General features: G+C 55.5%; 2 protein-coding genes and 1 CRISPR repeat array (1 of these 3 only partly in view). Both genes read left to right on the plus strand.

The genetic code is table 11. The annotated features are described in order from the left end of the window. Positions 1–304 precede the first annotated feature (304 nt). Positions 305–1,921 carry a type I-MYXAN CRISPR-associated endonuclease Cas4/Cas1 gene (locus O77CONTIG1_RS11010; RefSeq protein ID WP_286132656.1) on the plus strand — a complete coding sequence of 539 codons (1,617 nt, stop codon included), beginning with the start codon at positions 305–307 and terminating at the stop codon, positions 1,919–1,921. 9 nt (positions 1,922–1,930) lie between these two features. Further along, positions 1,931–2,224 carry a CRISPR-associated endonuclease Cas2 gene (cas2, locus tag O77CONTIG1_RS11015; protein ID WP_068510563.1) on the plus strand — a complete coding sequence of 98 codons (294 nt, stop codon included), beginning with the start codon at positions 1,931–1,933 and terminating at the stop codon, positions 2,222–2,224. Positions 2,225–2,483: 259 nt separating this feature from the next. After that, positions 2,484–16,790: direct repeats of the CRISPR family, unit length 35 nt; unit sequence GTGCCAAACCTCTGATGCCGCAAGGCGTTGAGCAC; it runs 2,303 nt beyond the window's last position.

Consider the following 16,790-nt stretch of genomic DNA (forward strand, 5'->3'; position numbering starts at 1 on the left):
TCAGAGAACACTAGAGCACACCAGAATAGGGGCATTGCAATGCTTAGACTTGCCAACTAAAGCAGTGCAGATGAACTCACAAAAACTGCTGAAATACAGACGTATTTTCCCAAAAAAGCCGTGAATTTGCGGGCTGGCTCATGCCGAAATAAACGTGATTCTAGTTGTGGCAATAATCGAAACTTGAATTCGATTGCTCATACGGAGTCCTGAAGCAATGCCTGAGTCTACTGCGAATACGTCTACCGCAAGTACAATTGCAGCTCGCTCTGTTGAATGTGCTACTGAACAAGAGACACTGCGGGTGAATGCGCTCCATGCGCTTGCTTATTGCCCACGATTATTTTACCTAGAAGAAGTTGAAGAACTCTATACCCAGGATGATGCCGTATTTGCGGGTCGCCGCCTGCATGCAGAGCTAGAGCGTGACGAAGGAGACGACTGGGAAGAACTGGTGTTGGAGAGTGCTGAACTGGGTCTGCGAGGGAAAGTCGATGCCCTACGAAATCGAGATGGACAAACCATTCCCTACGAACATAAACGGGGACGCTGTTATCGCGATCGGGAGGGCAAGGCGCAAGCGTGGGAGAGCGATCGCTTACAAATCCTCGCCTACGCCTGCTTGATCGAAGCTGCACGGAAGATTCCAATTCAAGAAGGGCGCATTCGCTACCACGCGGATAACGTTGTCGTGAAAGTGATTTTAACCGACACAGGACGTCAGGAAGTTCGAGAAGCGGTGCAGCGCGCTAGGGCGTTACGCCAGTCCACAGAGCGCCCGCCCATCACCACCAACGAGCGGCTCTGTGTGCGCTGCTCCCTCTCGCCGGTTTGCCTGCCTGAAGAAACCCGCTATACCCAAGACCCAGAGCGGCATCCAGTTCGCCTATTCCCAGAAGATGACGATCGCGAAATTATCCACATTACGGAGGTAGGCACGATGGTTGGCAAAAGCGGTGAGCAGCTTAAGATTTCTCCCCGCGAAAAACCGCCAGTCACCTTGCCCGGTCGCCAAGTCGGACAACTCGTGATTCACAGCTTTGCCCAAGTTTCTACTCAAGCGCTCTATTTCTGCGCTGAGCAGGACATCGGGGTGCATTTTATCTCTGGCGGGGGTCGCTATTTGGGCAGTCTGGATACGCGGCAAGGTAGTATTCAGCGGCGGGTGCGTCAATATCGTGCCCTGAGCAATCCCGAATTTTGCCTGGAACTCGCTCGCAAACTTGTTCTCTGTAGAGGGGAAAGCCAACGGAAATTTCTCATGCGCGGCAGGCGCGGTTCTGAGGCGGAAAATGAGACGCTTAACCGCACCATCGACCAAATGCAACGAGTGCTAAAGCAGGTTCCTCAGGCATCTGCCCTGGATTCTTTATTGGGACTAGAGGGCAACGTTGCTGCCCTTTATTGGCAAGCCGTTCCAACAATGCTATCACAAAACGCACCGCCAGAATTTCACTTTGTTAGCCGTAATCGCCGCCCGCCGAAGGATCGCTTCAATGCACTGATTAGCTTCGGCTATGCGTTACTGCTAAAAGATATAGTAAACGCCATCCTGGTAGTGGGGCTAGAGCCAGCGCTAGGATTCTATCATCAGCCCCGCACCCAGGCTCCGCCATTGGCGCTCGATTTGATGGAAATTTTTCGGGTGCCGCTGGTCGATTTGGCGGTAATGGGGTCAGTCAATCGCAATCAGTGGGATGTTGAAACCGATTTTGACATCCGGGGCGAACAGGTTTTGCTGAGTAGTAGCGGACGGCGCAAGTTTATTGATCTCTACGAGCGCCGCAAGGAAGAGAGTTGGAAGCATCCTGCACTGGGTTATTCGCTCACCTATCGTCGCTTACTAGAGCTAGAAGTGCGCCTACTAGAGAAGGAATGGTCGGGCGAGGGCGGTCTATTTGGTCAGTTGGTTATCCGCTAGGAGTCCTTCATGGCAGAAAGCAAGAACTACTACATGATTTGCTACGACATTCGCGACCCCAAACGCTGGCGCAAGGCGTTTCAGTTGCTCAAGGGTTATGGCGAAAGTCTGCAATACTCTATCTTTCGTTGTCGGCTGACGCAGCGCGACCGGGAGAAACTGCGGTGGGAACTAGAGAAAATCTTGACATCGGAGGATAGTTTGCTGATTGCGGGTCTGTGCGATCGCTGTGTCGAGCGCATTCAGTCTTGCAATCGCCCTGAGGCATGGACGGTTCGCCATGACTGTCACCGCATTTTCTAATTTTCTAGTGCATGGATCGGTGTATGTTGCTTGAAAGCAAGACTGCCAACTGGACTGAAAGCCCTGTCTCAAGCCAGCTTGAGGTATGTGCAGAGTGTGAGTAGATCCTTGCACACCTCAAAGTTGTTGAAAAAAGGTTGATCTAGCGCTTGAAGGATGACTAGAATTGAGTGATAGGGTCTGTTTTTTGTAAATGCTGAAACCAATGCTTGCACAAAGCTTAGCTTCCATAAGCTGGACAAGGATTTCAGCAGTCGGAGTGCCAAACCTCTGATGCCGCAAGGCGTTGAGCACCCCTTGATCGCCTCAACCCCACCATTCCCGCCGAAGCCCGCGAGTGCCAAACCTCTGATGCCGCAAGGCGTTGAGCACCTTCCTCAAGGTGGTACGGTAACTGAAGCGGTAATGTGCCAAACCTCTGATGCCGCAAGGCGTTGAGCACTCTTTGCAGCCGCGTCATCGCGTTCTCTGCTGGATTGATGTGCCAAACCTCTGATGCCGCAAGGCGTTGAGCACTAGAAGAGAGGAGATCGCAGACAAGATTGTGGAGCTAGTGCCAAACCTCTGATGCCGCAAGGCGTTGAGCACCTTTCAATGATGTTTGGGCTACTTTTCACCTATTCCGGACGTGCCAAACCTCTGATGCCGCAAGGCGTTGAGCACGACGAGGCTGAGTTCTCCCTGGAGGGCGACTACTACGTGCCAAACCTCTGATGCCGCAAGGCGTTGAGCACAAATGAACGGATACCACTTGCGCCCCGCTGAAGCTGTGCCAAACCTCTGATGCCGCAAGGCGTTGAGCACTGGATACAGATGGTACGGTTCAACAGTCCTCCCAGCCTGTGCCAAACCTCTGATGCCGCAAGGCGTTGAGCACTTGTTAATAAAGGCGATCGCGTCCCCGCATCCGTCCGTGCCAAACCTCTGATGCCGCAAGGCGTTGAGCACATTAATGTCTTTGAGGAAACCATGAAGGAGATCCAGTGCCAAACCTCTGATGCCGCAAGGCGTTGAGCACTAACTGGCATCCTAGAAGCGAGCCAGAAAGCAGCAGTGCCAAACCTCTGATGCCGCAAGGCGTTGAGCACAGGCTCAGGACTTTGGTGGAGGTGATCTTGGGATAGTGCCAAACCTCTGATGCCGCAAGGCGTTGAGCACGTAGAGCGTCCCAGTTCCCGTGGCGGCCCGCTGCCGTGCCAAACCTCTGATGCCGCAAGGCGTTGAGCACGACAAAACCTAGTACACGAACCGTAATACCTGCGTGTGCCAAACCTCTGATGCCGCAAGGCGTTGAGCACGAGGGCTTTTGGGCGACTTATTCAGAAGCGGAGCGAGTGCCAAACCTCTGATGCCGCAAGGCGTTGAGCACGTAGGGGTGCTTGGCAAACTCTAGCAGAGCGGCATAAGTGCCAAACCTCTGATGCCGCAAGGCGTTGAGCACGCGTGGCCAGTCGTGGGAGCTTTGGAACTGAAGGGCGAGTGCCAAACCTCTGATGCCGCAAGGCGTTGAGCACTCGTTCCAGCAGTTGAACTAACTGCGGGAACGAAACTCGTGTGCCAAACCTCTGATGCCGCAAGGCGTTGAGCACACCTTATTAGCCATAAACGTATAGCTATCTTCACAAGTGCCAAACCTCTGATGCCGCAAGGCGTTGAGCACGACACAAACTCCCAAGGTAGGAGCAATAGACAAGGCGTGCCAAACCTCTGATGCCGCAAGGCGTTGAGCACTTGGATTCGGTGGGCTAAGGGACAAACAACTCGAAGTGCCAAACCTCTGATGCCGCAAGGCGTTGAGCACTTGTGACGAAGCGCCCGGTGCGCTACCGTGATCGCATGTGCCAAACCTCTGATGCCGCAAGGCGTTGAGCACTGATAGATCAAAAGCGACTACTGAAGCTTTCTGAGTACGTGCCAAACCTCTGATGCCGCAAGGCGTTGAGCACACAGTAAGTCCTTCATCCATTCTTTCTGGAAGATCGTGCCAAACCTCTGATGCCGCAAGGCGTTGAGCACGATCATTCGGAACGGCATTCACTTCTGGCTTCAGCCGTGCCAAACCTCTGATGCCGCAAGGCGTTGAGCACAAGACTGGCGATCGCCTGATCCAGGCTTTTGGAAAGTGCCAAACCTCTGATGCCGCAAGGCGTTGAGCACCGAAAGCATAGTCCCGTGCTGTGACGCACCGCAGTGTGCCAAACCTCTGATGCCGCAAGGCGTTGAGCACCTTTGATCAATTCGATCGCCCGTTCTACCCCGATGAGTGCCAAACCTCTGATGCCGCAAGGCGTTGAGCACGAGGGGCGCTGGGCATTGCGCCTCCACGCATTTTGTGCCAAACCTCTGATGCCGCAAGGCGTTGAGCACCATTCAGGGTTGTGTTGACAGGCAGTCCGGCGACGAGTGCCAAACCTCTGATGCCGCAAGGCGTTGAGCACTGAATTACTTTCCTTCCCCGGTGATTCCTTGGCGTAGTGCCAAACCTCTGATGCCGCAAGGCGTTGAGCACTGAGTGTTGGCGACTACGTGATCTGCACTCGCGGCGTGCCAAACCTCTGATGCCGCAAGGCGTTGAGCACGCGCTGCCCAGCAGAACGCCACCTTGGTGAACTTGTGCCAAACCTCTGATGCCGCAAGGCGTTGAGCACGCGCTCCAGGCGGTGGCGGCGATCGCCCCAACGGTCGTGCCAAACCTCTGATGCCGCAAGGCGTTGAGCACGTAGAGCTGCGCCCGCGTTGCGATGGGCAATCTCTGTGCCAAACCTCTGATGCCGCAAGGCGTTGAGCACCCGACGTGCTTGAGGTGGCCAGGGACATTACCAAATGTGCCAAACCTCTGATGCCGCAAGGCGTTGAGCACCGGTACCGGGTTCCGTCAAGGTGCGGGTTGATGGCTGTGCCAAACCTCTGATGCCGCAAGGCGTTGAGCACTTCTGCTGTTAGCTCCGCCAGTGTCGTGCCAACGACGTGCCAAACCTCTGATGCCGCAAGGCGTTGAGCACTGCCACAATCAAACTGTTTGAACAAGGAGATACAAATGTGCCAAACCTCTGATGCCGCAAGGCGTTGAGCACGCTCGTAAGCCGTGATCTGCCCTACCTAGATGCCTACGTGCCAAACCTCTGATGCCGCAAGGCGTTGAGCACGCAGCAAACTCCGAAAAGAACAACACCAATTGTACTGTGCCAAACCTCTGATGCCGCAAGGCGTTGAGCACGCGGAGGTAAAGATTCCGTGTGGCGTTGGGTTTGAGGTGCCAAACCTCTGATGCCGCAAGGCGTTGAGCACTTCTGGGTTGACCCAGAGGGCGGGCGATCGCCCCGGTGTGCCAAACCTCTGATGCCGCAAGGCGTTGAGCACGATTTGGCTATGCCGGAACACTGGCGATTGTGCAGTGCCAAACCTCTGATGCCGCAAGGCGTTGAGCACACATCGATGGCCGCACCAAGGGCGACGATATCAGGTGCCAAACCTCTGATGCCGCAAGGCGTTGAGCACATCAGTGATGACGGTAGTAGCCGTGTTGTGGAGAAGTGCCAAACCTCTGATGCCGCAAGGCGTTGAGCACTGAAGTGACGTGCCTACTATCTTACCCTGCGCCTATGTGCCAAACCTCTGATGCCGCAAGGCGTTGAGCACAGCGCGTTTGGAGTAGGCAACCTTGCGGTTGATTCGTGCCAAACCTCTGATGCCGCAAGGCGTTGAGCACTATTCAGATCCCCGACGCAGATTCTCGGCATATCAGGCGTGCCAAACCTCTGATGCCGCAAGGCGTTGAGCACTGTCCGCTACGGTCTCATTTCTGGAAAACACAGTGTGCCAAACCTCTGATGCCGCAAGGCGTTGAGCACGAGCCAGTCTGTTCGGAGATACGAGTTGGTGGTGTCGTGCCAAACCTCTGATGCCGCAAGGCGTTGAGCACCGTGAGGTTTTGTGTATCCAGTATAGCTAATTCTGGCGTGCCAAACCTCTGATGCCGCAAGGCGTTGAGCACCCGCCTGGAGCCAACGGGTAGAACACAATCTCGTCAGTGCCAAACCTCTGATGCCGCAAGGCGTTGAGCACTAAACATAGGACAAAACTTTCACTCCTATCTTGAATGTGCCAAACCTCTGATGCCGCAAGGCGTTGAGCACATCTGCCGTGTCGTGACCTCGCTCATTCAAGATAGGGTGCCAAACCTCTGATGCCGCAAGGCGTTGAGCACGCAACCAGGCAAACTTCACCCGTGATAGCTAGTCTTGTGCCAAACCTCTGATGCCGCAAGGCGTTGAGCACGGGCGGTTCAGTCGGCATTAACGTGGGGGCGGCGGTGGGTGCCAAACCTCTGATGCCGCAAGGCGTTGAGCACGGGCGATCGCTGGGCGGCGCTCCAGCGCAGCGGCACGTGCCAAACCTCTGATGCCGCAAGGCGTTGAGCACATTACTACTGGGGCACGGATTCATCATAGAGCTTGCTGTGCCAAACCTCTGATGCCGCAAGGCGTTGAGCACTTAACTACTGCCAGTGAAACTTTAACGGATGGTATGGTGCCAAACCTCTGATGCCGCAAGGCGTTGAGCACTTGGGGTGTGGTCTAGTAGCCAGTATAGCACTAACTTAGTGCCAAACCTCTGATGCCGCAAGGCGTTGAGCACACGAATCGCTAATCTGGAACACAGTTCAGATTTTCCTGGTGCCAAACCTCTGATGCCGCAAGGCGTTGAGCACTTAACGTCCGTTAGCAGAGCAGCATACTTTGCCATAGTGCCAAACCTCTGATGCCGCAAGGCGTTGAGCACTTGTCGGTGAGCACCCCACTGGCGGCACTGAGCATGGTGCCAAACCTCTGATGCCGCAAGGCGTTGAGCACGGGGTGGCGGCGGCGGGAACTGCTGCATTTGTGCCGTGCCAAACCTCTGATGCCGCAAGGCGTTGAGCACTTGGTCGCGTGGCGGCTGGCGTGGAGAGGCCGGAAGGTGCCAAACCTCTGATGCCGCAAGGCGTTGAGCACGTCTTCCGGCTAACGCCGATTTCTTTTGCGACATTGGTGCCAAACCTCTGATGCCGCAAGGCGTTGAGCACCCAAACAACGCGAACTAGGAACGTCCTGATATCCACGTGCCAAACCTCTGATGCCGCAAGGCGTTGAGCACATGAGGCGATCGATGATGAGGCGATCGCGGTGTCGCTAGATCGCTAGTGCCAAACCTCTGATGCCGCAAGGCGTTGAGCACCTTTCCGGCGATTGGCTGAGTTTGCGGGGCTGGAGGGACGTGCCAAACCTCTGATGCCGCAAGGCGTTGAGCACCAAGGTGATAGCGACCACTAGGGGGCGATCGCCGGTGCCAAACCTCTGATGCCGCAAGGCGTTGAGCACATGGCAACAGCGCGATCGCCCCCAACCAGTCCCTATGTGCCAAACCTCTGATGCCGCAAGGCGTTGAGCACAATCCAAAACTGTATTAGGGTATTACAAGCGTCATGTGCCAAACCTCTGATGCCGCAAGGCGTTGAGCACACCTCAAAGACTTGGACACTGATGGGCGGTTGAGCGTGCCAAACCTCTGATGCCGCAAGGCGTTGAGCACACGGAGAAGTTGAGATATGCCTAATCAGCCTGGTGCCAAACCTCTGATGCCGCAAGGCGTTGAGCACCGATCGCCAGTCAACGTTTAACTGGAACCTGGCTGGTGCCAAACCTCTGATGCCGCAAGGCGTTGAGCACGAACCAGGCGATCCAAACGTTTTCCCAATCGTCCATGTGCCAAACCTCTGATGCCGCAAGGGCGTTTGAGCACTCCCAACGGAAACCCGATATCCTGCGGCTGGCACTGCGTGCCAAACCTCTGATGCCGCAAGGCGTTGAGCACCTCTCTGACTTCCAACTCTTTGCTGACAGTGGCAAAGTGCCAAACCTCTGATGCCGCAAGGCGTTGAGCACATCCAGGAGGCGGCGGGGGAAACCATCGTCATCGCGGGTGCCAAACCTCTGATGCCGCAAGGCGTTGAGCACAGGCTCTGTGTGCCAGGGCTACTCATGGCAATGAAGTGCCAAACCTCTGATGCCGCAAGGCGTTGAGCACATCCGAGACTGGGCGATCGACAACAGTCACCTACCTGGTGCCAAACCTCTGATGCCGCAAGGCGTTGAGCACTGGGACTATCTCCAGTCTCAAAAAGCTCGTCTGATGGTGCCAAACCTCTGATGCCGCAAGGCGTTGAGCACGTGCTGTGGCGTGATTTCATCACCGAACCGATAGAGTGTGCCAAACCTCTGATGCCGCAAGGCGTTGAGCACCTCGTTGGTCAACCATTGCGCCCGCTTTGGGGCCTCGTGCCAAACCTCTGATGCCGCAAGGCGTTGAGCACATCTTGGTGTAAAAGCCGAGATTATTCGAGAGGATGTGCCAAACCTCTGATGCCGCAAGGCGTTGAGCACAGTGACAAATTGCACGATTTGAGATCTCTTCACGTTTTGTGCCAAACCTCTGATGCCGCAAGGCGTTGAGCACGGTAGATCGGGACGCGCCGCCGATCCTGCGGTTAACGTGCCAAACCTCTGATGCCGCAAGGCGTTGAGCACCTCGAAAAATCGTTCCGCGAGGTCGCCAGAAAGAGGGTGCCAAACCTCTGATGCCGCAAGGCGTTGAGCACTGATAAATCGTGTTAGCGGTGAGCGCTACGGCGCTGTGCCAAACCTCTGATGCCGCAAGGCGTTGAGCACATCTGTGCCCGCTCCTCGGCGCTCAGCTTACCCGTGTGCCAAACCTCTGATGCCGCAAGGCGTTGAGCACGTGAACAGAGTTTCCAGTCCGAAGGGGCTAGATCCGTGCCAAACCTCTGATGCCGCAAGGCGTTGAGCACTATCTTCATTGTAACAAAAAAAAAATCACCCCCGACAGGTGCCAAACCTCTGATGCCGCAAGGCGTTGAGCACTCGCGCTATGTCAATCCCAGCCGCCAGCCCCAGCGCGTGCCAAACCTCTGATGCCGCAAGGCGTTGAGCACGGCCGCTTTTGCAGATCGGCTTCATGGATGACGGAGTGCCAAACCTCTGATGCCGCAAGGCGTTGAGCACGGGATGCTGTTGGGGGCGATCGCCTTGGCAGCATATGTGCCAAACCTCTGATGCCGCAAGGCGTTGAGCACGATCTCGTGCGGGTTGATGAGCGCATTCGGGCGATGTGCCAAACCTCTGATGCCGCAAGGCGTTGAGCACTACAGGTAGGTTGAGGTATCGTTTGCCCGGACTGCCGTGCCAAACCTCTGATGCCGCAAGGCGTTGAGCACCTCAACTTGCCCGCCAACAGCAATCTGGACATGATCGTGCCAAACCTCTGATGCCGCAAGGCGTTGAGCACATCAGCGGCAGCGGGCCGCCACGGGAACTGGGACGTGCCAAACCTCTGATGCCGCAAGGCGTTGAGCACAGCGTCCCGCTCCGGTAATGCGTGATACTGTCGGCGTGCCAAACCTCTGATGCCGCAAGGCGTTGAGCACAGGAATGCTACTCTGAAGAAGATTTCTGCGATGCAGTGCCAAACCTCTGATGCCGCAAGGCGTTGAGCACCAATTGATTCATGTTAGTCAAACGCAAGGAATTTTGTGCCAAACCTCTGATGCCGCAAGGCGTTGAGCACCTGAGGATGGCGGCAAGTGATGGCATCTTACTTGGTGCCAAACCTCTGATGCCGCAAGGCGTTGAGCACGCAGCCAGAAAATACTCTGGAGCGGGCGATCCGGTTTGTGCCAAACCTCTGATGCCGCAAGGCGTTGAGCACTCGGGATGTTGCAGCCCGCGCTAGATCTACAGGGAACGAGTGCCAAACCTCTGATGCCGCAAGGCGTTGAGCACCCTGAATCAGGTGGAAGCGGTGCAGGAAATCAACAGGGTGCCAAACCTCTGATGCCGCAAGGCGTTGAGCACCAGTACGATTGCGTGGCGCTGATCGCCGACGGCAGTGCCAAACCTCTGATGCCGCAAGGCGTTGAGCACCGGGGAAGTCAGATCGGATATCCAACACGACACAGCGTGCCAAACCTCTGATGCCGCAAGGCGTTGAGCACAGGATGTGGCTGAAAATATCCGTCAAATTTGGGGTATGTGCCAAACCTCTGATGCCGCAAGGCGTTGAGCACATTCTGGGCGAAACCACACCTGAGCTTGAAGCAGAGGTGCCAAACCTCTGATGCCGCAAGGCGTTGAGCACATCCTGTGGCAACCAAAATCATCCCGTTTCAGAGTGTGCCAAACCTCTGATGCCGCAAGGCGTTGAGCACCGCCTTATACAATTCCTTAGCTAAGATAGTGGCTGTGCCAAACCTCTGATGCCGCAAGGCGTTGAGCACACGAAGGCGAGGGCTATAGGCACAACAACTACTTTTTGTGCCAAACCTCTGATGCCGCAAGGCGTTGAGCACGAATGCCCAAAGACTGGGGCGGCTGCACAGCAAGATTCGTGCCAAACCTCTGATGCCGCAAGGCGTTGAGCACCGCTGGACGACGACCCGCTCACGCGCTTTTGGTGGGTGCCAAACCTCTGATGCCGCAAGGCGTTGAGCACCACCCAATTAATCATCTGAGTAGCTGATGCTAGTTGTGCCAAACCTCTGATGCCGCAAGGCGTTGAGCACGTATCGCCATGTTGATAAATGGCAAAAACAAAAACCTTGTGCCAAACCTCTGATGCCGCAAGGCGTTGAGCACGCATGACATCGGGACAGGCTTCGGTGGTATACAAAGAGTGCCAAACCTCTGATGCCGCAAGGCGTTGAGCACACTTTACAATCAAAAATTGAAAGCCGATTAAATGATGTGCCAAACCTCTGATGCCGCAAGGCGTTGAGCACATCTACGCGAAACAGTACCCCCGTGACAGGGACGCGTGCCAAACCTCTGATGCCGCAAGGCGTTGAGCACTTGCAAAACTATGCGGGCAACATCAAATCAAAACCCGTGCCAAACCTCTGATGCCGCAAGGCGTTGAGCACATCAATCCAAAAGGCTGACTAGCTGATTTCTTCTGGTGCCAAACCTCTGATGCCGCAAGGCGTTGAGCACGCAAGCGGACACCGCAATGATTGAGCAATGAGGACGTGCCAAACCTCTGATGCCGCAAGGCGTTGAGCACATCAAGTCAGGGCAGAACGGTTGGCTGCCCTAGAAGGTGCCAAACCTCTGATGCCGCAAGGCGTTGAGCACTAAAGCGTTTTTCAGAAAACATTGGTTGATCTAAGCCGTGCCAAACCTCTGATGCCGCAAGGCGTTGAGCACTCAGGTGCGGGCCGGTGGAGTTGCCAGTGTTGCCGGTGCCAAACCTCTGATGCCGCAAGGCGTTGAGCACTAGTAGCCGGATTTAGGTTTCTCGCCAAATCCATCCCGTGCCAAACCTCTGATGCCGCAAGGCGTTGAGCACATAGGCTGACTCACGGTATCACACCAAAAGACTAATTGTGCCAAACCTCTGATGCCGCAAGGCGTTGAGCACATGGCAATCACTAACGAGTCAGGATTTAACTCGATATGTGGTGCCAAACCTCTGATGCCGCAAGGCGTTGAGCACATGGCGAGTTAATGGCGCGTATTGTATCTCTTGGTCTGTGCCAAACCTCTGATGCCGCAAGGCGTTGAGCACTACGGACTCCTTGCTATCAATAGTTGGAGTCTGCAGTGCCAAACCTCTGATGCCGCAAGGCGTTGAGCACGAACAAGATAAAGGGAAACCGATCAGTAGGGCTGAGTGCCAAACCTCTGATGCCGCAAGGCGTTGAGCACCCGATTAAATGTGGCACATTTAGTTTGTGGCAAAAGCCGTGCCAAACCTCTGATGCCGCAAGGCGTTGAGCACATTCACCTCGGCAGATAGAAGGGCGATCGCCTCGTGTGCCAAACCTCTGATGCCGCAAGGCGTTGAGCACTCCAAGAACTTCTTCAAGGGTTTTAACCTAAGCGAAGTGCCAAACCTCTGATGCCGCAAGGCGTTGAGCACAAGCCCAGCTTAGAAATCCCGTACAAGCAGGAATACGTGCCAAACCTCTGATGCCGCAAGGCGTTGAGCACTATACTATTAGTGGGACTGGACATGGTTCCACCTCGTGCCAAACCTCTGATGCCGCAAGGCGTTGAGCACAAAGATTACCCGTTGAAGATTCAATTGATTGTTACAGGTGCCAAACCTCTGATGCCGCAAGGCGTTGAGCACAGAGCGATCGCTATGATCACTCCTGTGAAGAAAGCGTGCCAAACCTCTGATGCCGCAAGGCGTTGAGCACTTGGAGGAAAGGTAGTGGCTATCGAGACGGCAAAAAGTGCCAAACCTCTGATGCCGCAAGGCGTTGAGCACATAAAGAACCAGGAAGAATAGTTCCATCAATCTTGGCACGTGCCAAACCTCTGATGCCGCAAGGCGTTGAGCACCGTGTCGCCCGCTTATTGGGCTGCACCGCTGGGTGTGCCAAACCTCTGATGCCGCAAGGCGTTGAGCACATCGCCACTGTCACGCCCAGGAAGAACACGCCCCGGGTGCCAAACCTCTGATGCCGCAAGGCGTTGAGCACGATGACATGAATTTCTCGTATCCTTTGCTTGAATCTGTGCCAAACCTCTGATGCCGCAAGGCGTTGAGCACGCAGATAGCTCCTACTTGCCTATTGAAAAAGTAGGGGTGCCAAACCTCTGATGCCGCAAGGCGTTGAGCACCGGACTGAAGCTGGAGCGGCGTTTTTTTGGTAATGGTGCCAAACCTCTGATGCCGCAAGGCGTTGAGCACATCTGTCTTGAATGTGGCATTATCTTAACCTTTACGTGCCAAACCTCTGATGCCGCAAGGCGTTGAGCACTTGAGTTCGCGGGAACCGCAGACGAGGTTTCCTCGGTGCCAAACCTCTGATGCCGCAAGGCGTTGAGCACTGAATTAATCGCTAGAACAGTAACTAACGAGATGGCGTGCCAAACCTCTGATGCCGCAAGGCGTTGAGCACTAGCGACTCCAGAGATTGACCTAAAAGCCATCAAGTGCCAAACCTCTGATGCCGCAAGGCGTTGAGCACCTGGGAAGGGGCATCAAAAAGCTGTTGGAAATCATGGTGCCAAACCTCTGATGCCGCAAGGCGTTGAGCACTGGGCGACCCTTACCAGTTAGCCAGCATTGATCCGGTGCCAAACCTCTGATGCCGCAAGGCGTTGAGCACACGATGCTGAGGCTGAGCATTTCATTGATTCAGTCAGTGCCAAACCTCTGATGCCGCAAGGCGTTGAGCACTTTCAGATTGGTGCTGGATTGGGGAGTGGTTTGATCCGTGTGCCAAACCTCTGATGCCGCAAGGCGTTGAGCACCTGATGGCATGTACGTTTATCTAACTACGGACACGGTGCCAAACCTCTGATGCCGCAAGGCGTTGAGCACGGCATCGAAATCAAGGCTGATACGGCGGAGCAGGTGTGCCAAACCTCTGATGCCGCAAGGCGTTGAGCACCTCGAGTATCAGCAAAAATGGCAAAGAGATTATGCGAGTGCCAAACCTCTGATGCCGCAAGGCGTTGAGCACCAGCTTGTAGCATTGCCCTTTGTAAAGCGTTGGAGTGCCAAACCTCTGATGCCGCAAGGCGTTGAGCACGCAGTCAAAAGTCAGTGGCGGACTGAAGCGCTCAAAGTGCCAAACCTCTGATGCCGCAAGGCGTTGAGCACACTCCCCTTCCGCGAGGGAGTGATCCTCGCCTTGAGGACGTGCCAAACCTCTGATGCCGCAAGGCGTTGAGCACCGCTTGCCTATGCGCTGGGTCTACAATCGCTTGATGTGCCAAACCTCTGATGCCGCAAGGCGTTGAGCACCGATAAATTCGCGCTACCCGCACGCCATCCACCGGATGTGCCAAACCTCTGATGCCGCAAGGCGTTGAGCACTGGAATTCCATAAAATCCAACACGTTTAGCTCACGAGTGCCAAACCTCTGATGCCGCAAGGCGTTGAGCACCCCCCAAGTAAGTAGTCAGCATCATCCAAGTCATGGTGCCAAACCTCTGATGCCGCAAGGCGTTGAGCACATGCGGTTTCCCGGAGGAAATTATGACAACACGATGGTGCCAAACCTCTGATGCCGCAAGGCGTTGAGCACAGCAAGTCCTGTTTCTAATTGCTACGCTCTCGCGTGTGCCAAACCTCTGATGCCGCAAGGCGTTGAGCACTCCAGGCTTGACGCTGAGATTGCCGAAGAAAGGGGTGCCAAACCTCTGATGCCGCAAGGCGTTGAGCACGTTGCCATCGCGGATTCAGCCCCTCAGCCTCCAGGTGTGCCAAACCTCTGATGCCGCAAGGCGTTGAGCACCCTGTGTGGAAGGAACTTGCGTGTCTTTTCCAACAGTGCCAAACCTCTGATGCCGCAAGGCGTTGAGCACTACCCGGCGGTGGATAAAGCCGCTGAGCGCCTGAAGTGCCAAACCTCTGATGCCGCAAGGCGTTGAGCACATTTACATCCTTCATGAACCGCTTCTCTCTGCCTGGTGCCAAACCTCTGATGCCGCAAGGCGTTGAGCACTCACTACTCTGGGGAAATGTGTCACTAAAAAAGAGGTGCCAAACCTCTGATGCCGCAAGGCGTTGAGCACGGTGTAGCTCACGTTGCCTATATCCCCAATGGGAGGGTGCCAAACCTCTGATGCCGCAAGGCGTTGAGCACTTCGTGGGGGTTCACGTCGGCCGCGTAGCGGCTGGCGGTGCCAAACCTCTGATGCCGCAAGGCGTTGAGCACAGTCTCAGTATCGAATACGATTGTTCCTGTAGGCGGTGCCAAACCTCTGATGCCGCAAGGCGTTGAGCACTCTTTGGTGTGTTCTGTTGGCAGTAGGCACAAAGCGTGCCAAACCTCTGATGCCGCAAGGCGTTGAGCACTCCACCTATCCGGATGCACCCGTCGAGATTTCGCACGTGCCAAACCTCTGATGCCGCAAGGCGTTGAGCACGCCTATGCGCTATCTCGTTCCCCCACTGTCCCCCCGTGCCAAACCTCTGATGCCGCAAGGCGTTGAGCACTCAAAGCTTGCTGCTTGAGCATTACCCACTGAGGGGCGTGCCAAACCTCTGATGCCGCAAGGCGTTGAGCACTGGGACAATCGAGGGCACATGCACGTTATTCTGAATCGTGCCAAACCTCTGATGCCGCAAGGCGTTGAGCACAACACGCTAACCTGAGTCTGTGTTTGAATGCTTGCCGTGCCAAACCTCTGATGCCGCAAGGCGTTGAGCACTTCGGCTCTTGGGCATTAAAGGTAATGGTGACCTCAACGGTGCCAAACCTCTGATGCCGCAAGGCGTTGAGCACTGAACGCTGCCTATACTTCCAAGCTTGCCTATGATGTGCCAAACCTCTGATGCCGCAAGGCGTTGAGCACAACTCAATCGCCCCGTCAGAACCCAGCCCCAGCGCCAGGTGCCAAACCTCTGATGCCGCAAGGCGTTGAGCACTCGCGGTAGGTCGGCTGCACCGCATCGCAAATATGCCGCGTGCCAAACCTCTGATGCCGCAAGGCGTTGAGCACTCGTTTGGCAGATTTCGTGCCTTTAGATTGCAGTCTGTGCCAAACCTCTGATGCCGCAAGGCGTTGAGCACCGGTCAAAGCAGAAATGTTTGCCCAGACGGTTTGTGCGAGTGCCAAACCTCTGATGCCGCAAGGCGTTGAGCACACGATTAGCCGAAAGACTATTGGCAGTCTCCGCTTTGTGCCAAACCTCTGATGCCGCAAGGCGTTGAGCACGCAACCTGCACCAGGCATGAGCCACCCGCTGGGGCGGTGCCAAACCTCTGATGCCGCAAGGCGTTGAGCACACGAAGTGACCCCTCGAACAATATTGGCATTAGTTTAGTGCCAAACCTCTGATGCCGCAAGGCGTTGAGCACTTGGTCGCGTGGCGGCTGGCGTGGAGAGGCCGGAAGTGCCAAACCTCTGATGCCGCAAGGCGTTGAGCACTCGAGTGCCGCCGCAGACAATCGAGACACTGAGGGCGTGCCAAACCTCTGATGCCGCAAGGCGTTGAGCACGAACAGTGATGGAAGTTTATGAGTGTTCCGTCAGTGTGTGCCAAACCTCTGATGCCGCAAGGCGTTGAGCACTGTGAGGAGTTTGAGACTGAGATTGTAATTGTTAACGTGCCAAACCTCTGATGCCGCAAGGCGTTGAGCACAACTGCCGCCGAACGTCCGCGAACAGTTCGACGAACGTGCCAAACCTCTGATGCCGCAAGGCGTTGAGCACCGCCACCGAGATTGTGACAGTCGTGCTGGTGACGGCCGTGCCAAACCTCTGATGCCGCAAGGCGTTGAGCACTGGCTCTTGCGGCTACACGGCACACGCAGACATCAATGTGCCAAACCTCTGATGCCGCAAGGCGTTGAGCACGTGGTTATCGAGTCAGCGAGAAAGTAGAAGGCGAGGTGCCAAACCTCTGATGCCGCAAGGCGTTGAGCACGCCCTTGACCTGCATTATCACGTCCGCAACGGGCGGTGCCAAACCTCTGATGCCGCAAGGCGTTGAGCACTGGAGCGCGAAAAATCCCGCTTGGAGCCGCTGCTGGTGCCAAACCTCTGA

The organism is Leptolyngbya sp. O-77 (assembly GCF_001548395.1).
GTDB lineage: Bacteria > Cyanobacteriota > Cyanobacteriia > Elainellales > Elainellaceae > Thermoleptolyngbya.